This window comes from Lentzea sp. NPDC036949, assembly GCF_055608075.1.
This window is the reverse complement of record NZ_JBVJRA010000027.1, coordinates 19075-36848: the sequence shown is the minus strand read 5'-3', so window position 1 is coordinate 36848 and position 17774 is coordinate 19075. Positions and strand designations below refer to the sequence as shown.

The window sequence follows — 17774 nt, the reverse complement described above, 5'->3', positions numbered from 1 at the left end:
GCGATCACGTTGCGCGACAATTCGGCGACTTAAGAGGGAACATCCCACGACCTCCTCGGCGCGTCAGCGATCCACGCGTGCGCCGCCGAGGTCCGGGGCGGATGTACCACTCAGCGTAGAGGGCCTCGGACAGGAGCGCACCTTGTGCGGGAAGGATGCTGGTCTCTACGCTCGAGCAACCTTCCTCCACGCCCGCCCGACCCCGCGGTCGCCACGGTCTCGTGAGGAGACGTCCGTGAACATTTTCATCGGCTGGCGCCGGTCAACCGACCACCGGCACGCAAGACGATGAACCCGTCCCTGTCCGGGACCGCGGATCCGAACCAGCCGGTGACCGGCCGGGGACCGGCCGATCTGCTCAGCACAGCGGCCGCGCACGCCTCCATGAACGTGCCGGTCGTGGCGGCGACCGACATCGCGGACGAGGTGCACGCCGGTCTGCGGGGGCGGAAGTTCGACAGCGCGGCGGTGCTGGCCGTGTGTCGTGGCGACGCCCTGATCGGGCTCGTCACGATCGAGCAGCTGCTCGCGGCCTCGCCTGACACGCCGATGAGCGCGATCATGGATGCCCGGCCTCCTGTGGTGCACCCCCACGTCGATCAGGAGAAAGCGGCCCGGCAGGCGGTGCAGAACCGGGAACCCGGGCTCGCCGTCATCACACCGGACGGCCGGTTCCGCGGGTTGATCTCGGCACAGCGCCTGCTCGGCGTCCTCATCGAGGAGCACGACGAGGACCTCGCCAGGCTCGGCGGTTTCCTCACGACATCTGCATCTGCGCGAAGCGCGAGCACGGAGCAGGTGGCAAGGCGGCTGTGGCACCGTCTGCCGTGGCTGCTCGTCGGCTTGGCGGGAGCACTGCTGGCGGCGGGAATCGTCGGGGCCTTCGAGGAACTGCTGGCCCGCCAGGTCCTCGTCGCGCTGTTCGTGCCGGGAGTGGTGTACATCGCCGACGCGGTCGGCACCCAGACCATGGCCCTCGTGATCCGAGGGCTGTCCGTGGGCATCGGGATCGGACGTGTCGCGCTGCGCGAGGTCGTCACCGGCGTGCTGCTCGGCACCCTGCTCGCGGCGATCGCCTTCCCGCCGATCCTGCTGGTGTGGGGTGACTTCCAAGTGGCGCTGGCCGTGTCGGCCGCGTTGCTGGTGGCTTCGTCGATCGCGACCGCCATCGCCATGGCCCTGCCGTGGCTGCTGCACCGGCTGGGCCGCGATCCCGCGTTCGGTTCTGGCCCGCTGGCCACCGTCGTCCAGGACCTGCTCTCGGTCTACGTCTACTTCGTCATCGCGACCGCTCTGCTGTGACGATACCGCGCGCCTCGCGAGCGATCTGGAGGTCCTCCCGAGCGGTGATCACCAGTGTCCTCACGTCCGCACCGGCGGCGGTGATGTCCTGATCGTCGCGCACGGTGTCGTTGCGGTCGAGATCGATGGCCGCGCCGAGGAACCGCAGCCGCTCGACCGCTCGACGTCGCACCGCGGACGAGTGTTCACCGACCCCACCGGTGAACACGAGAACGTCCATCCCCCCGGTTGCCGCCGCCATGGCGCCGATGCCACCCACCAGTCGATGTGTGTAGACGTCCAGAGCGAGGGCCGCGTCCGTGTCTCCACGATCCGCCGCGGCTTCTACTTCGCGCATGTCACCGGTGCCGGCGAGCGCGGTGAGTCCGGAGCGCTGTTCCAACGCCGTGGCGACCTCGTGCGGTGACAGGTGTTCGTGCTCTTCCAGCCAGAGCACCAATCCGGGATCGACGGTACCGGACCGGGTCGCCATCACGAGACCTTCCAACGGGGTGAAGCCCATGGTGGTGTCGACGCTGCGTCCGTCCACCACTGCCGCGAGCGACGCTCCCGCGCCCAGGTGACAGGAGACGACCCGCAGTCCGGCCTGCGGCCGGTCGAGCAGTTCTGCCGCGCGGCGCGAGCAGTAGCCGTGCGAGAGGCCGTGGAATCCGTAGCGCCGGATCGCGTAGCGGTCCCGCCATTCGCGTGGCACCGCGTAGGTCGCGGCCGCCTCCGGGATCGTGGCGTGGAAAGCGGTGTCGAAGCACGCCACCGCGGCGATACCGGGGAATTGTCCGGTGACGGCGTCCAGAGCGGCGAGCGACTTGGGTTGGTGCAGCGGGGCGAGGCCGGTCAGATCGTGCAACCGCTCCCGCACCACGTCGTCGATCCGTACCGGACCGGTGAAGCCGGTTCCACCGTGCACGACACGATGCCCGACCACATCCGGTTCGTCCCAGTCACGCAGGACTCCGGCGAGGCGCGACGTGTCGAACCCGTCCGCTCCGGCAGGCAGGTCAGCGGTGTGCCGCACCGCGTCGTGCTCGTCGAGGAAGCGGAGCTTCAGGCTCGACGAGCCCGCGTTGACGACCAGCACTCGCACTGCTCAGTCCTGTTCCGGCCAGGTCCAGCCGGAGATCGCCGGGTCGTCCTCGCCGTGTTCGCGGGTGTACCGGCGTGCCGCCAAACGAGCATCCGTCATCCGCTGGCGCAGCGTCGCGGCGTTGCTGCCCAACGACGGGACGCGGTCGATGACGTCCATGACGAGGTGGAAGCGGTCGAGGTCGTTGAGCATCAGGACGTCGAACGGCGTGGTCGTGGTGCCTTCTTCTTTGTAGCCGCGCACATGGAGGTTGTGGTGGTTGTTGCGCCGGTACGTGAGCCGGTGGATCAGCGCCGGATAGCCGTGGAATGCGAAGATCACCGGTTTGTCCGTGGTGAACAGCGCGTCGAAGTCGCCGTCGGACAGCCCGTGCGGATGTTCGCTGGCGGGCTGCAGCCGCATCAGGTCCACGACGTTGATGACCCGCACCCTCAGCTGGGGAAGGTGGGCGCGCAGCAAATCCGCGGCGGCCAAGGTTTCCAGCGTCGGGATCTCTCCCGCGCAGGCGAGTACGACATCGGGCTCGCCGTCGGTGTTGCTCGCCCACGGCCAGATCCCGAGACCGCGCGTGCAGTGCGCGACCGCCTCGTCGATGCTCAGGTAGGTCAACGCGGGCTGTTTGCCGGCGACGATGACGTTCACGTAGTGCTTGCTGCGCAGGCAATGGTCGGTCACCGACAGCAGCGTGTTGGCGTCCGGCGGCAGGTACACCCGGATGATCTCGGCTTTCTTGTTGACCACGTGGTCGATGAACCCGGGGTCCTGGTGGGAGAACCCGTTGTGGTCCTGGCGCCAGACGTGCGACGACAGCAGGTAGTTCAGTGACGCGATCGGTGCTCGCCACGGAATCGCGCGTGTCGTCTTGAGCCACTTCGCGTGCTGGTTGAACATCGAGTCGATGATGTGGATGAACGCCTCGTAGCAGTTGAACAAGCCGTGACGGCCGGTGAGCAGGTAGCCCTCGAGCCAGCCCTGGCACAGGTGCTCGGACAGCACCTCCATCACCCGTCCGTCCGGAGCGAGGTGATCGTCACCGGGCTCGGTGATGGCGTTCCACGTGCGGTCGGTCGCCTCGAACACCGCGGAGAGGCGGTTGGACGCCGTCTCGTCCGGCCCCATGACGCGGAACCGGTCGGGATTGCGGATGATGATGTCGCGCAGGAACGCGCCCAGCACCTTGGTCGCCTCGGCGGCTTCTGCGGCAGGACGCTCCACCGGTACGGCGTGGTCGCGGAAGTCGGGCATGACGAGGTCGCGCAACAGCAGGCCGCCGTTGGCGTGCGGGTTGGCGCTCATCCGCCGGGCCCCTCGCGGGGCGAGTGCCTGCAGTTCCGGGATCAGTCGCCCGGTGCGGTCGAACAGCTCGTCCGGGCGGTATCCGCGCATCCACTGTTCCAGCAGTTCACGGTGCTCGGGGTTCGCGCGGGTCGCGGCGACCGGTACCTGGTGGGCGCGGAACGTGCCCTCGACCGGCAGGCCGTCGACCACCTTGGGCCCCGTCCAGCCTTTCGGCGTGCGCAGCACGATCATCGGCCACAGCGGGCGCTTCCCCGTGCCGGATCCTTCGCGGGCCCGGTGCTGGATGGCGGCGATGTCATCGAGCACGAGGTCGAGCGTGGCCGCCAGTTGCTCGTGCACGTCCATGGGATCGTCACCCACGACGAAGTGCGGGACATAGCCGTACCCGCGCATCAACGCGGTGAGCTCGTCGTCGGGGATCCGTGCGAGCACGGCCGGGTTGGCGATCTTGTAGCCGTTGAGGTGCAGCACCGGCAGCACCGCGCCGTCCGTCGCCGGGTTGAGGAACTTGTTTGAATGCCAGCTGGCCGCCAGCGGACCGGTTTCCGCTTCCCCGTCCCCCACCACGCACAGCACCAGCAGGTCCGGGTTGTCGAACGCCGCACCGTAGGCGTGCACCAGCGCGTAGCCGAGCTCTCCGCCCTCGTGGACGGAACCGGGTGTCTCGGGCGCGACGTGGCTGGGAATGCCGCCGGGGAAGGAGAACTGCCGGAACAACGCCCGCAGCCCGTCCTCGTCCTGCCCGATCGAGGAGTAGACCTCGCTGTAGGTGCCTTCCAGGTAGGCATTGGCGACCAGTCCTGGACCACCATGACCAGGACCGGTCACGTACAGCGCGTTGAGGTCACGAGCGTTGATGACCCGGTTCATGTGCGCGTACAACAGGTTCAGCCCGGGAGTGGTTCCCCAGTGCCCGAGCAGGCGCGGCTTGACGTGTTCGGTCCGCAGCGGATCGCGCAGCAACGGGTTGTCCAACAGGTAGATCTGACCGACCGACAGGTAGTTCGCCGCCCGCCAGTACGCATCGATCAGCTCGAGGTCGTGCCGGGTGAAGGCCGGTGCCAGGTCGGTGCGTGTCACGAGCGTGACTCCTCATCAGGTTGTAGCGATCGTCTGTTGTGGACGGTGTTCGACGAACCGGTCGTCCAGGCCGCGTCTCCTCGGATCGTGGTGTCCGTCACCGCGGTCGGCGCCGCAACCGGTTGTCCGCCGCGGTGGTGCCAGATGTCGCGCAGGACGACCTGGATGACGCCGACGACCGGGATGGCGAGCAGTGCGCCGAGTATTCCGGCGAGTTCGGTCGCCAGGAGCAAGGCGACGAGCACGGTCAGCGGGTTGAGCTTGACCGTCCTGGAGAAGATCACCGGTTGCAGCAGGTGGTTCTCCAGCTGCTGGTAAACGATGAAGAAGATGACCACGGTGATGGCCGCGGGCAACGAGTGGATGAGCGCGGCGACACCCGCGACCACCGCGCCGAGGGTGGCGCCCACCAGTGGGATCAGGTCTGCGATCGCGACGAAGATCGCGATCAGCTCGGCGAACGGCACACCGAAGATCTTCAGCACGACGTAGGTCAGCACACCGCAGATCGCGCTGATGAGGAGATTGCCCGAGATGTAGCCGGTGACGGTCTTCGCGCAGTCGCCGCCCACCCTGCGGATGTGCTCCGCCCGCTGTGAGGAGAACAGCGCGAGCGTTCCCTCGACGACCTTCGGGCCCTCCAGCACCGCGAGGTAGGCGATCACGAAGATGGAGATGGTCGCGACGATGCCGGTGACCGCGCTGCGCAGCAGGTTCAGCGCCGGGGTGCCGAGGCCGGTGGCGAACTCCCGGATGCGTTCTTCGTTGTCACGGGCGAGCTCCAGCGCGTTCGTGCGCTCCAGCAAGATCCCGACGGGGCCTCTGCCACCACGTGCGTCCGCGATCATGTCCGGCAGCGCCGCCGCCAATCGTGTGCCCTGCTCGGCCAGCGGCACGGCGAACAACGTGAGAATGCCGCCGAACGCCAGCACGACGACGAGGAACACGACCAGGGTCGCCAGCGGGCGGCGGCACCACCTGACATGGTCTTGCAGCCAGTTCACCGCCGGGTAGAGCGCGACCGTGAAGACGACCGCGATGAGCATCCACACCAGAACTCGCTGGACGTGCATCACGAACACCACCGCCACGACCGTGGCCAGGGTCAGCCCGATAGTCGCGAGGATGGTCCGCACAGGAACCTTATGGTCGCGCTGGCTCGGCATCGTGTTCACCACTCCCGTTCCGGCCGTACGACGACCGTTTCCGGGGAACACCGAGGACAGCGCCAGTCCGGCTTCCGACGCGCGAAGTGCCCTCGGCACCTCGAACTTACGCCGGTGGGCTGTACGCCGCTTTTTACGGGCGTCGGGGGCTGCTGTCCCTCATCAGCTCGGTGATCTCCGGTGATCGCGATACGACGTGCTGCGCAACCTCTGACAGGAGCTGGTTGCTGTTGCGGGCGTGGGTGCGCATGAGGGAGAACGCGTCCGCGACATCGATCTGCAGGCGCTCGGCCAGGATGCCCTTCGCCTGCTCGATGACGATGCGGCTGTTGAGCGCGTTCTGCAGTTGTTCGGTGACCATTTCGCTGTGCCGCAGCGCCCGGACCTGGAGGATGCTGATCGTCGCGACGTTGGCGAAGGACTGGGCCAGTTCGACCGCGTCCTGCGGGATGGCGCCGGGCGAGGTCCGGAACAGGTTCAGCGCGCCGACGACCTGCTCGCGCAGCCGCATCGGCACCGCGTGCACGGCGGCGAATCCCTGGTCGCGCGCCGCGGCCGTGAACCGGGGCCAGCGCTGCGGTTCCTGCTCCAGGTCGGCGCACTCCACGGGCTGCCCGGTGTGGAAGCAGTCCAGGCAGGGGCCTTCCTCGTCCTGCAGCTGGAACAGTTCCAGCATGCGGGCCTGTTCGGTGGACGCGGCCACCAGGTTCAGCGCACCGCGCTGGTCTGCCAGCAGGATCCCGACCGCGTCCAACTCGAGCAGTTCGACGCAGCGTTCTGTCAACGTCTGCAGGAAGTCGATGGCGTCGAACCGCAGCACGAGCGTGTCCGCCAGCTCGACGAAGGTCTGGGTGATCCGCCGGTCCAACATGTGACTCACCTCTGTTTCTCGAAATCGGTGTCCGGGGTGAATCTCAGTCTGCGCGCGACCACGTCGGCCGCCACCTCCGACAGACGCAGGCCGGCGAGATACGCGTGCGCCCGCAATCTCAGGAACGCTTCCCCGAGATCGGTGTCCAGCTGCACCGACACCATGCCGGTGGCCTGGTGCACCACGCCCCAGCGGCGTTCCGGCTCGGTGGCCCACAGGTCGCCGCCGTCCAGCGCCTCCGGCGCCGCGGTCCGGCCGAGCAGCAGCGCCGTCGCCGTGTCCGCGAACAGCAGCGCGTCCGCGAGCTCCTCCGCCGACAGCGGGCCGTCGACATCCCGACAGATCTCCAGGGCGCCCAGCGCGATCGCGCCGAGCGTCAAGGGGATCACGAAGATCGCCGCCACTCCCGCGGCGGCCGCGGCCGGGGCGAACACGGGCCAGCGCCGCGCACTCCACCCGCCCGCCAGATCGGATGCGAACACCGGCTGGTTCTGCCGCAGAGCCTCCGACACAGGCCCCTCGCCCACCGTTGCCTGGAGCTCGGCGATCTCGTCACCGGCAGTTCCGGCGACTTCGAGCGGTTGCGCGGTACCGACCAGGTAGACCGCGACACCGGCCGCGTTCAGACCGGTCCGGCAGGCGAGGCAGACATGGCGGACGCCGACGGGCTCCCGCTCGGCCACGGCGATCTTGTTGACCACCGCGAGGATGTCGAGATGCCGATTCGTGCCCATGCCGGTCACTCCTCGCCATTGTGATCCAGAACGAACCATAGCCCTTCACGCCACCGCCCACCGCCTCGGTTGCCGAACCACGGGGACCGGCGCAGAGGTGGAGCTGGGCCGAGCGCGGGAGCTCCGACGGAAACGAGTCAGTGTTGCCGGTGCGGGAGGCCGGCGTATTCGGCGATGCGCGCGATGAGCTCCCGCGCACCGTGTGGGAGCGGTGGCGCGCCGCTTGCTCGCCGAGTGGCCGGATGCGATCGCGGACGCGTGCCGAGGTGAAGGTCTCGGCGGGCGCCAGCGCGCGGAACCCGACAGCTACGCCGTGACCGAGGTCCCGGTCGAGCAGGTGGTTGATCGACAGCAGGACGAGGCTGAACACACGGCTGCGGGCCATGTCGTCGCCGTAGTCGTCGACCGCTCCGGTGAGCAGCGGAATCGCGGTTCGGGCGTGGCGAGGGCTCGTGGTGCGGGCCAGGTCGGTGTGGACGGCGCCGACCATGGCCGACAGATCCGTCTCGGTGAAGAACCCGGCCCAGCTGGGCACATCGGTGTGGCCGGCGGCCGCGAACCGGTCCCTGCCGCGATCGAGCTCGGCGAGCGCCTGACCACCGTCGCCCTTCCTGGCATGGGTCCAGGCCGAGTTCATCGACAGGATGCCGGCAGCGATCTCACCGCCCGGCCCGGCCGCGGCCAGCTGACCCAGCTCGAAGTAGTCCAACGCCTCGGCGAGGCTCCCGTGGTGCAAGCACACGCGGCCGAGCCGGTAGCAGATGTTGGCCACCAGGCCGTTGTGCCGGCCCCGACCGGCGAGCACGAACGCTTGGGCGAAGTGGACACGGGCACTGCCGGCCAGGCCGACGTCGAAGCACACCCAGCCGGCGAGGTTGTAGAGATCGCCCAGCGCCACGTGCAACCGGCGCCGCACGTACTCGGCGGCTGACGCGTCGAGCATCAACCGCCCCTCCCCCATCCGGCGGCGGATCGCGTCGAGACACGCATCGCCGCCTTGGCGGTAGTGCACCAGGCGCAGGGCGTGCGTGTCCGCCTTCAGCTGTTCGACGTCGGGCAAACCGATCGTGCGGGGCGCACGTTCCGCGCCGGGGAAGGATTCCGCGGTGGCCATAGCGGCACTCCTGACAGTAAAACTGGAGAAGTGGTCGCCGCCGGGGTCCAGGACGGTCACACGCCCTCGATGTCCAGCGGCTCACAGGCCACCGAACCGGCGAGGGGACTGCACATTCGTCGGCGTGAGCCGACTGCTACCCGAACACAGCCGAGCTCTTTCCCCCAATGCTGCCACCGAACAGGGCGGCACGCGAACGGGGTCTGCTGCACGAGTAGGTGACAGTGGTAGTCACGCAGCCCGGCTGGCTGGCGTGGCCATGATTGCTTCGTATTCGATCGGGGTCAACCTGCCGAGAGCTGCCTGGCGCCTGCGACGGTGGTAGGTGCGCTCGATCCAGGTCACGATCGCGATCCGCAGTTCCTTGTGGGTGGTCCAGGTGCGCCGGTCGAGAACATTGTTCTGCAGCAACGCGAAGAAGCTCTCCATCGCGGCGTTGTCTCCGGCGGCGCCGACCCGGCCCATCCAACCGGACAGGCCGTGACGAGCGAGCGCGCGGACGAATTTCCTGGATCGAAATTGCGATCCGCAGTCGGTGTGGACCACGCAGCCGGCGACCTCGTCACATCTCGCGACGGCCGTTGGTGAGTGCGGTGACGGCGAGGCGGGACTTCATCCGGGAGTCGATGGAGTAGCCGACGATCCGGTTGGAGCAGGCGTCCTTGACCGCGCAGAGATACAGCTTTCCTTCTGTGGTGCGGTGTTCGGTGATGTCGGCCAGCCACAGCCGGTTCGGCGCGGCGGCGGTGAAGTCACGGCGCACCAGGTCGTCGTGCACCGGCGGACCGGCTTTCTTGCCGTTGCGGCCGCGTTTCTTGCCGAACGCGCTCCACCAGCCCATGGACGAGCAGATCCGCCACGCGGTCCGGTCCGCCATCGACACACCGGCGTCGCGGGCCTCGTCGGCCAGGAACCGGTAGCCGAACTCCGGATCGTCGCGGTGCGCGTCGAACAACGCGTTCGCCCGCTGAGCCCGCTCGAGCTCGATCCCGGTGACCGGCCGGACGCGCCACCGGTAGTACGGCTGTCGAGCGATCCCGAGTACCCGGCACGTCACCGCGACCGGGATCCCGTCCGCGGCCAGCTCGGTCACGAGCGGGTAGAGCCTTTTCCCGACAAGTTCGCCTGCGACAGATACGCCGTCGCGCGGCGCAGGACCTCGTTCTCCTGCTCAAGCAGCTTGATCCGCTTACGCGCCTCACGCAGCTCAGCCGACTCGGCCCTGCTCGCACCGGGCTTGGCGCCTTCCTCGACCTCGGCCTGGCGCAACCACTTGAACAACGTCATCGGGTGAACCCCGAAGCCCTTCGCGATCTGCTCGACCGTCACGCCGGGCTCGCGGTCACGGGCGACCCGCACAACATCGTCGCGGAACTCCCGGGGGGTAGGGCTTGGGCACAGCGACATTCTCCTCGGCCAGCTCGTGGTCGCCAACTTCTCTGACGATCTCTGCCTCCACCAGTGTCCACCCGTCGACGCCGCCCCGGCCCCGCCAGCATGGTCTGACACCGGTCGCCCATCGACGAAGACGACCTGCCCCGACAAACCCGTCACCGCCCCAGATGACCGCCGCGCGCGAGGAACGCCGCGATGTCACCCCACTGGCCACAGCCCAGCGCCGCAGGTGCAACTTCCACGATCCATGAGATCACCAGGCTCTGCCGCACTTGGACAACGCCGTCACACGCCGATCATGACCAGGAAGAACACCCGAACGGAGGACACGATTCGCTTTAGCCAATGCGACCCCATTTCGCCCCGCGCAAACCGATTCTCTCAAAATCCTCCCAAACACCGGGTTACTGACCAGTACAGACCGCTGTGGACAGTCACTTCAAGATCGAAAAATGCGCACGAAAAAGCCCGCTGAACTGGGCTTTCACCCAGAATCAGCGGGCTGATTCAGACCGTCGGGACGACAGGATTTGAACCTGCGACCCCTTGACCCCCAGTCAAGTGCGCTACCAAACTGCGCCACGTCCCGGCCACACTCCCGGTTCCCCGGCGTGCAGGAAGAATCCTACAACACCACCAACGGAGATCAAAAACGGGCCCCCGTACCCACAACGACCTGCGAAAATGTGGGGATGCGGAGATGCAGCGGGGACCCGAAGCCGGGTCCCCGCGTCCCTCGGCCCGACCGATCCCCCCGATCTTCGACCGACGAGGAGAACTATGCGGTGGCCGGGTCCCGGGCGCCACCGCCGAAAGTCGAGTCCCGGTCGTCGGCCTTCGGAGCGCCGGGTGGCAGGACGGCGGTGACGCTGAAGCCGCCGTCTGCACGGTAGGAGGTGGTGAGGGTGCCGCCCACCAGGCGGATGCGTTCGGACAGGCCGTGAAGGCCGGCACCGCCGCCGTCGGCTTGGGTGGGGAGGTCGCTGGGGCCGTTGACGACTGTCACGCGGAGTGGGGAGCCGCGGTCCACGGTCACGGTCACGGGGGCGCCTGGGGCGTGTTTCGTCACGTTGGTCAGGGACTCCTGGACGACGCGGAAGAGGGCTCTGGACACGGCTGGGGTCGTCACACCGTCGCCGGTTTCGGTGAGGGTCACGGAGACGCCGGCCACGCGGGCGCGGTCGACCAGTTCTTGCAGGGAGGGGTAGGTGGTGTCGGAGTTCAGGAGGCCCAGGGCCGTGCGCATCTCGGAGAGGGACTCCTTTGCCAGGGCGCGGAGGCGGAGGGCGGTGGCGCGGACGGTGTCGTCGGGGGCGGTGGCGGCCAAGGCGGCGGACTCCACCGCGATGAGGGTGGCGTGGTGGCCCACGGCGTCGTGGATTTCGCGGGCTATGCGGGCGCGTTCCGCGGCGCGGGCGGAGGTTTCGAGGGCTTCCAGTTCTGCTGCTCGGGCCCTGCGGGTTTCGTAGAGGGACTGGGTCAGGTCCTTGCGGGTGGTGACCAGGGCGCCGAGTGCGGTGGGGGCTGCGGAGAGGCCGAAGGAGAACGCCGTCGCCAGGAGCAGGGGGCCCAGGGGGACGGTTTCGGTCAGCACCGCGGGGAGGACGGAGGCCGCGGTCAGGAGGACGACCCACAGGAGTTGGACGGGGACGGACTTCTCCTCGCGGCCCAGGCGGTACTGGGCGACGAGCGCGGGGGCCCAGCCGAGGCCGCCGGCCACGGCGGGGACGCAGATCAGGGAAGCGAGCCACGGCCAGCGCAGGCGCACCGGGAGCAGTAGCGCGGCGAGGACGGCGGTCCAGAGCGACCACGGGAACGGGCGGTCCTGGGTCAGCAGCACGACGCCGGTGGTGGTGCCGACGGTCAGGAGCTCGCGCAGGAGCTGCTTCACCACACACCGACCTGGTGGGCGACGAGGGCCGCCTGCACCCGGTTCTCGACGCCCAGCTTGGTCAGGACGGTGGAGACGTAGCTCTTCACCGTGGCCTCGGAGAGGCAGAGCTCCTCGGCGATGGCGTGGTTGGAGCGGCCGCCGGCGAGGAGCTCCAGGACCTGGCGTTCGCGGGCGGAGAGGAAGTCCAGGCGGCGGTTGGCGCGGAAGCCGCGCAGGCGTGGGAGGAGGCGGGCGGTGATGCGGGGGTCCAGGACCGCGCCGCCGGCTGCCAGGTCGACGACGGCGCGGACCAGGGTGTCGGGTTCGGCGTCCTTGAGCAGGAAGCCCTGGGCGCCCAGGTCCAGTGCCGTGGCGACGTAGTCGTCCAGGTCGAACGTGGTCAGCACGGCGATGGCGGGTGGGGTGGCCCACGTGCGCAGGCGCCGGACGGCCTCCAGGCCGTCGACGCCCGGCATCTGCACGTCGACCAGCACCACGTCGGGCAGGTGGGTCAGCGTGACCTCGACGAGCTCGGCGCCGTCGGCGGCCTCGCCGACCACCTCCACCCGGCCGTCGGCCTCCAGCAGGACCTTCAGGCCCCGCCGCAGCAGGGACTCGTCGTCGGCAAGCACCACTCGTACGGCCACGAACCCAACCAACCGCACCCCATGGCAAAGAGCAACCGTGGGGCTGAAGAACTACTTCTTGCCCGCGCCGGCCTTCTTCTTCTCGCGCACGCGCACGGAGATGCGGACCGGGCTGCCTTCGAAGCCGAACTCCTCGCGCAGCTTGCGCTCGATGAACCGGCGGTAGCCCGCCTCCAGGAAACCGGTCGTGAACAGCACGAACGTCGGCGGGCGGGTCGAGGCCTGGGTCGCGAACAGCACCTTGGGCTGCTTGCCGCCGCGCACGGGCGGCGGGGTCGCGGCGATCAGCTCGGTCAGCCACTGGTTGAGGCGGCCGGTGGGGACGCGGGTGTCCCACGAGTTCAGCGCGGTGCGCAGGGCCGGGGCGAGCTTGTGCACGGCGCGGCCGGTCAGGGCCGAGATGTTGACCCGGTCGGCCCACGGGACGCGGACCAGGCCGCGTTCGAGCTCGCGGACCATCTCGTTGCGGCGGTCCTCGTCGACGAGGTCCCACTTGTTGAACGCGAGCACGCACGCGCGGCCGGACTCGACGACCATGGTCAGCACGCGGAGGTCCTGTTCGGACAACGGCTCGTGCGAGTCCAGCAGCACGATCGCGACCTCGGCGGTCTCGATGGCGGACTTGGTGCGCAGCGAGGCGTAGTACTCGGCGCCGCTCTCGAACTTCACCCGCTTGCGCAGGCCCGCGGTGTCGACGAACCGCCAAATCTCGCCGTCGAGCTCGACCAGCGAGTCGACCGGGTCGACGGTGGTGCCGGCGACCGAGTCGACGACCGAGCGGTTCTCGCCGGTCAGGCGGTTGAGCAGGGAGGACTTGCCGACGTTGGGCTTGCCGACCAGTGCCACGCGCCGGGGGCCGCCGCTGCGGGCGCCGAAGTCGTCGCGCGGGGTCTCGGGCAGCCGGTCGAGGATCACGTCGAGCAGGTCGCCGGAGCCGCGGCCGTGCAGGCCCGACACCGGGAACGGCTCGCCCAGGCCCAGCGACCACAGCGACGCGATGTCGGCCATCAGCCGCTCGTCGTCCACCTTGGACGCGCACAGGATCACCGGCTTCTTGGACCGGCGCAGCACCTTCGCGACGGCTTCCTCGGTCGCCGTGGCGCCCACCGTGGCGTCCACGACCACGAGGATCACGTCGGCGGTGGCCATCGCGAGCTCGGCCTGGGCGGCGACGGCGGCCTGCAGGCCCTGCGCGTCGGGCTCCCAGCCGCCCGTGTCGACCACGGTGAACTTGCGGCCGTTCCACAGCGCGTCGTAGGTCACGCGGTCACGCGTCACGCCCGGGACGTCCTGCACCACGGCCTCCCGGCGGCCGATGATGCGGTTGACCAGCGTGGACTTGCCGACGTTGGGTCGCCCGACCACCGCGAGCACCGGCTGCGGCGGAGTCGACTCGCCGTCCTCGCCGGAGGAGAGGTCGTCGAAGGCTGACCAGTCGGCCTCGTCCTCCCAGGTGCCGTCCAGGTCCGTCATCGTCCTTCAACCTCACTCACACGAAGTCCATCGAGTTCGGCGACCAGTGTCGCCAGGCGGTCGCGCACCTGCTCGGTGGCAACGCCCAGTGCGGCCCGCCCCTTCCCTTCCGGGAGGTGGAACGGCTCACCGATCAGCACGTCGACCGGCGGACGCCAGCCCGCGGCCCGGTAGGTCCCCCGGCAGGCGACCGGCAGCACCACCGCGCCGGAGGTCTTGGCCAGCCACGCCGCACCGTTCTGCGCGCTGGTGACGCCGCCGTCCCCGCGCGTGCCCTCGGGGAAGACCCCGATCACGCCGCCCGCCCGCAGGACGGACAACGCGCTGGTCAGCGCCGTGCGATCGGCTTCTCCCCGCTTCACCGGGATCTGGCCGATCTTGCGCAGCAGGTGGCCCACCACGGCGTTGGCGAACATCTCCTGCTTGATCAGGAACGTCACGCGCCGGGGCAGCACCCCGAACAGGATCGGGCCGTCCGCCATCGAGCTGTGGTTGGCGACGACGACCACGCCGCCGCTCAAGGGTACGCGGTCGAGGCCGCGCACCCGAATCCGGAACTGCCACGCGTAGGGCACGCGCCCGATCCAGCGGCCGAAGTCGAACATCCAGGGCACGGTGCCCTCGGGATGGCTCACCCGGTCACCCGCAGCCCGCGCCGTTCGACGAGGTCCAGCAGCGCGTGCACGGTGCCGGCGAGGTCGAGGTCGGTGTTGTCGAACTCGACGGCGTCGTCGGCCGCCTTCAACGGCGACACGGCGCGCGACGAGTCGTAGGTGTCCCTGCGCTGCACGTCCTTCAGCACGGCGTCCACAGTGGACACGCGACCGGCGGCGTTGTCCTGCTTGGTGCGCCGCTGCGCCCGCGCGTCCGCCGACGCGGTCAGGTACACCTTGAGCGGGGCGTCCGGCGACACGACGGTGCCGATGTCGCGGCCCTCGACCACGATGCCGCCGACGGTGTCGACCGCGTCCGCGATGATCGCCCGCTGCTGGGCGACGAGCAGCTCGCGCACGTGCCTGGTCGCGGAGACCGGCGACACGGCGAGCGTCACCTCGGGGCCGCGGATCTCGGCGGAGACGTCGTCGCCGTCGAGCGTGATGCCCGGCCGCTCCGGGTCGGTGCCGACGACGAGCACCGCGGCGTCGGCGACCCCGCCGACGGCGGCCTCGTCCGCCGGGTCGACGCCGGCGCGCAGCACGGCGACCGTGACCGCCCGGTACATCGAGCCGGTGTCGAGGTAGCGCGCGTCGAGCGCCGACGCGAGGCGCTTCGCGACGGTGGACTTGCCGGTGCCCGACGGTCCGTCGAGTGCCACCACGCCGCGCAACTGACCCTGGCCCACCACAGCTCCCTCCGAGACACCCACGGCCCTCATTGTGCCTGGTGCGGACGCCCGCACCGGCAGCGGGACGGTCCAGGCGCGTGATCGGCCGTCACCGCGGGGGTATCGATCGGGGGAATCCGCACCAGCACCGGGCCGGTGGCGCCGATCAGGTCAGCGCAGCACCGACCCGTGTGGAGGACCGATGACCACGACCGAACGCAACCCCGCCGTCCAGACCCTGCTGGAGTGCACGCTCGCCAGGCACAAGACGATGTTCCTGGCCACGTCCGGCTCGGACGGGTCGTGGGTGAGCGGCGTCTACTTCGCCGAGGACGGCCCGCAGCGGCTCGTGCTCGTGCTGGAGGAGCGGGGCCGGACGCTGAAGGCGGTCGAGGAGAACCCCGAGGTCGCCGTCGTCGTGTCAGCCGCGTCGCCGATGGAGCCGTTCCTGCAGGCGCGGGCCGTGGCCAGGGTGGTCGGGGGCGCGGAGGCCGAGGCGGTGCGGGAGCGGCTCGTGGCGAAGGTGCCGGAGGCGGCGCCGTTCCTGGCCGCGCCGGTCCGCCCGGTGGTGCTGACGGTGCCGCGGTGGCGCGTGACGGACATCCCCAACGGCTGGCTGCCCGGCCGGGAGTTCCCCGGCTGACGCCGCCGGCCCGCCGGAACCGGTGACCGGTTCCGGGCGGACATCAGAACTCAGGAGCTCTCCAGCCGGCGTTGCAGGTCCGGATGGCCGGCGAGCAGGTCGCGGACCACGCCCCGCGGTGCCGGGTCGGACGGGCGGGCCTTCATCTCGTGCAGTGCCAGCATCACGCGGAAGTACGTCGACTCGTCGAGCAGACCGGCCTGGGCGGCGGCGGTCAGCGAGGTGTTCAGGTCCTCGTCGCGGGCCGGGGTGGCGGAGCCGTGGGTGTGGACGCCGCCGTTGATGTTGCCGGCCTGGATGACGATGCCGTGGCTGTTGCCGGTGTGGACGTTGTGCACGCTGTGGACCACCGGGCGCTCCTCCTTGGGCTTGCGGGTGTCCTGGCCGGCGGGCAGCTCGGCGATGAGGGCGGCCACGAACGCGGCGGCGGGCGCCGGGGTGCCGATGGAGCGGACCGTCAGCACGGGCGTCGCGTTGTTCAGGTGGGCCGCGCTCGCGACCCCGGCGCTCTCGGTGTCGACGGCCGCGGCGTCGTTGTAGCCGGCGTCGAGGAACGCCGCGGTCGACGAGCCGGGGGTGAGCAGGAGCTCGCCGGCCGCGACCGGTTCGAAGTGCACCTTGGCCGGGAACGAGCGGTGCACGTAGCGCGCGCGTTGCTCCAGGGCGTGCGGTGCGGGCCAGGCGTTCGGGCGGGCCTTGAGACCGGCGTCGTCCTCCTTGCCGCCGTGATAGCCGTAGACCTTGGTCGCGACGACGACGTCACCCTGCTCGACCCACGAGTGCAGCGCGCCCGCCTCGCCGACGATGAACGCCGCGGACGGCGCGAACTCGGTGAGCACGCGCTCGGTCAGCGCCGCCGCGTTCGGGTTCCCCTTGCCCACCAACGCGAGCGCGACCGGGCGACCGGCCACCTCGCCCACGTCGTAGAGGGAACCGGCCGGCCCCTCGTACATGCGCGGACCGGACAGCAGGGCTCGCACCGAACCATATGCGGTCTCGGTGGCCGTTAAGACAACGATCATGCGGTCACCTCCAGGGACCCTCGGGAACGCAACAGCGCCGGGTGCAGCAGCGTGGCGGGACCGCGGCGGTAGAGCAGGGCGGGACGGCCGCCGTTGCGGATCGTCTTCTCGCCCGTGGGCACCAGGAAGCCCTCCGCGCCGGTGACCTTGCGGTGGAAGTTGCGGGGTTCGAGCTGCTCGCCCCAGACGATCTCGTAGACGCGCCGCAGCTCGGTGACGGTGAACTCGGCCGGGCAGAACGCCGTGGCCAGGGTCGTGTACTCCAGCTTCGAGCGGGTGCGTTCGAGCGCGTCGGCGATGATGCGGGCGTGGTCGAACGCCAGCGGACCGGCCAGCGCCGCCTCCACCGGCACCCACCGCGCCTCGTCGGCGTCTCCCCCGGCGACGGGCACCGGCAGGTTCGGCAGCACCGCGAGGTAGCACACGGTGATGACGCGCCGCCGGGGGTCGCGGTCGGGGCTGCCGTAGGTGCGCAGCTGCTCCAGGTGCAGCCCGTCCGCGGCTAAACCGGTCTCCTCCGCGAGCTCTCTCCTGGCCGCCTTCTCGATGTCCTCCAGAGCAGACGCGAGGAAGCCGCCCGGCAGCGCCAGCGCTCCCCGGAACGGCTCAATCCCCCGCTCTACCAGCAGGATCTGCAGTTGCTCCGCTCGGACGGTGAGCACTGCGAGGTCGACGGCCACCGCGACATCCGGGATCGTCCACTCCTCCTCGGTCATCCCACGAGACTAACCCACTATCCGTCATGTT

General features: G+C 69.7%; 15 protein-coding genes, 1 tRNA gene and 1 pseudogene. 2 read left to right on the top strand and 15 right to left on the bottom strand.

The features are described 5' to 3' along the window. The first annotated feature begins 288 nt into the window (after positions 1-288). Positions 289-1302, top strand: a complete 1014-nt coding sequence (locus tag ACZ7CD_RS38975) for a magnesium transporter (RefSeq protein ID WP_470380927.1) — start codon at positions 289-291, stop codon at positions 1300-1302. On the opposite strand, the gene ACZ7CD_RS38970 is transcribed toward ACZ7CD_RS38975, so the two are convergent. From ACZ7CD_RS38970 to cmk, 13 genes and pseudogenes are all read right to left on the bottom strand, one after another. Beyond that, entirely contained in the window at positions 1280-2380 is a 1101-nt protein-coding gene (locus ACZ7CD_RS38970; RefSeq protein WP_470368772.1) for an acetate/propionate family kinase, read from the bottom strand. The genes ACZ7CD_RS38975 and ACZ7CD_RS38970 overlap by 23 nt on opposite strands. A gap of 9 nt (positions 2381-2389) precedes the next feature. Beyond that, entirely contained in the window at positions 2390-4765 is a 2376-nt protein-coding gene (locus ACZ7CD_RS38965; RefSeq protein WP_470376288.1) for a phosphoketolase family protein, read from the bottom strand. After that, positions 4762-5901, bottom strand: a complete 1140-nt coding sequence (locus ACZ7CD_RS38960; protein WP_470380926.1) for an AI-2E family transporter — start codon at positions 5899-5901, stop codon at positions 4762-4764. Before ACZ7CD_RS38960 ends, ACZ7CD_RS38965 begins: the two co-directional genes overlap by 4 nt. A 163-nt stretch (positions 5902-6064) precedes the next feature. Further along, complete coding sequence (locus tag ACZ7CD_RS38955) at positions 6065-6802, bottom strand: GAF and ANTAR domain-containing protein (protein WP_470368774.1); 738 nt, start codon at positions 6800-6802, stop codon at positions 6065-6067. Between the two features lie 5 nt (positions 6803-6807). Then, a complete protein-coding gene (locus tag ACZ7CD_RS38950; protein ID WP_470376301.1) occupies positions 6808-7401 on the bottom strand; it encodes a GAF and ANTAR domain-containing protein in 594 nt (197 codons plus the stop codon). Then, positions 7355-8710, bottom strand: coding sequence for a transcriptional regulator (locus ACZ7CD_RS38945; RefSeq protein WP_470368775.1), 1356 nt, complete (start codon positions 8708-8710; stop codon positions 7355-7357). The genes ACZ7CD_RS38950 and ACZ7CD_RS38945 overlap by 47 nt, the downstream gene beginning before the upstream one ends. Positions 8711-8881: 171 nt before the next feature. Then, positions 8882-10057 (bottom strand): annotated as a pseudogene (locus tag ACZ7CD_RS38940) (IS3 family transposase). 503 nt (positions 10058-10560) lie between these two features. Further along, positions 10561-10634: transfer RNA gene (locus tag ACZ7CD_RS38935), tRNA-Pro, on the bottom strand. A 189-nt stretch (positions 10635-10823) separates the two neighbouring features. Further along, a complete protein-coding gene (locus tag ACZ7CD_RS38930; protein ID WP_470368817.1) occupies positions 10824-11939 on the bottom strand; it encodes a sensor histidine kinase in 1116 nt (371 codons plus the stop codon). After that, complete coding sequence (locus ACZ7CD_RS38925) at positions 11933-12565, bottom strand: response regulator (RefSeq protein ID WP_470380925.1); 633 nt, start codon at positions 12563-12565, stop codon at positions 11933-11935. The genes ACZ7CD_RS38930 and ACZ7CD_RS38925 overlap by 7 nt, the downstream gene beginning before the upstream one ends. Before the next feature lie 51 nt (positions 12566-12616). Continuing rightward, positions 12617-14038, bottom strand: a complete 1422-nt coding sequence (gene der, locus ACZ7CD_RS38920; RefSeq protein ID WP_360398898.1) for a ribosome biogenesis GTPase Der — start codon at positions 14036-14038, stop codon at positions 12617-12619. Continuing rightward, a complete protein-coding gene (locus ACZ7CD_RS38915; protein WP_470380924.1) occupies positions 14035-14673 on the bottom strand; it encodes a lysophospholipid acyltransferase family protein in 639 nt (212 codons plus the stop codon). Before ACZ7CD_RS38915 ends, der begins: the two co-directional genes overlap by 4 nt. Continuing rightward, positions 14670-15413, bottom strand: a complete 744-nt coding sequence (gene cmk, locus ACZ7CD_RS38910) for a (d)CMP kinase (protein WP_458433598.1) — start codon at positions 15411-15413, stop codon at positions 14670-14672. The genes ACZ7CD_RS38915 and cmk overlap by 4 nt, the downstream gene beginning before the upstream one ends. A gap of 151 nt (positions 15414-15564) precedes the next feature. Here cmk and ACZ7CD_RS38905 point away from each other — a divergent pair, with 151 nt between their 5' ends. After that, a complete protein-coding gene (locus tag ACZ7CD_RS38905; RefSeq protein WP_470380923.1) occupies positions 15565-16005 on the top strand; it encodes a pyridoxamine 5'-phosphate oxidase family protein in 441 nt (146 codons plus the stop codon). Between the two features lie 50 nt (positions 16006-16055). Here the strand turns inward: ACZ7CD_RS38905 and ACZ7CD_RS38900 are convergent, their stop codons facing one another. Beyond that, complete coding sequence (locus ACZ7CD_RS38900; protein WP_470375861.1) at positions 16056-17027, bottom strand: 5'-methylthioadenosine/S-adenosylhomocysteine nucleosidase family protein; 972 nt, start codon at positions 17025-17027, stop codon at positions 16056-16058. Next, positions 17024-17743 (bottom strand): NUDIX hydrolase, encoded by a 720-nt coding sequence (locus ACZ7CD_RS38895; RefSeq protein WP_458433601.1) that lies wholly within the window; start codon positions 17741-17743, stop codon positions 17024-17026. The genes ACZ7CD_RS38900 and ACZ7CD_RS38895 overlap by 4 nt, the downstream gene beginning before the upstream one ends. Positions 17744-17774 lie beyond the last annotated feature (31 nt).

Bases quoted from the DNA above. Each gene is read 5' to 3' on its own strand.
- ACZ7CD_RS38975 (WP_470380927.1), top strand. From the start codon at position 289: ATGAACCCGTCCCTGTCCGGGACCGCGGATCCGAACCAGCCGGTGACC.
- ACZ7CD_RS38955 (WP_470368774.1), bottom strand. From the start codon at position 6,802: ATGTTGGACCGGCGGATCACCCAGACCTTCGTCGAGCTGGCGGACACG.
- der (WP_360398898.1), bottom strand. From the start codon at position 14,038: ATGACGGACCTGGACGGCACCTGGGAGGACGAGGCCGACTGGTCAGCC.
- cmk (WP_458433598.1), bottom strand. From the start codon at position 15,413: ATGAGGGCCGTGGGTGTCTCGGAGGGAGCTGTGGTGGGCCAGGGTCAG.
- ACZ7CD_RS38905 (WP_470380923.1), top strand. From the start codon at position 15,565: ATGACCACGACCGAACGCAACCCCGCCGTCCAGACCCTGCTGGAGTGC.
- ACZ7CD_RS38900 (WP_470375861.1), bottom strand. From the start codon at position 17,027: ATGATCGTTGTCTTAACGGCCACCGAGACCGCATATGGTTCGGTGCGA.
- ACZ7CD_RS38895 (WP_458433601.1), bottom strand. From the start codon at position 17,743: ATGACCGAGGAGGAGTGGACGATCCCGGATGTCGCGGTGGCCGTCGAC.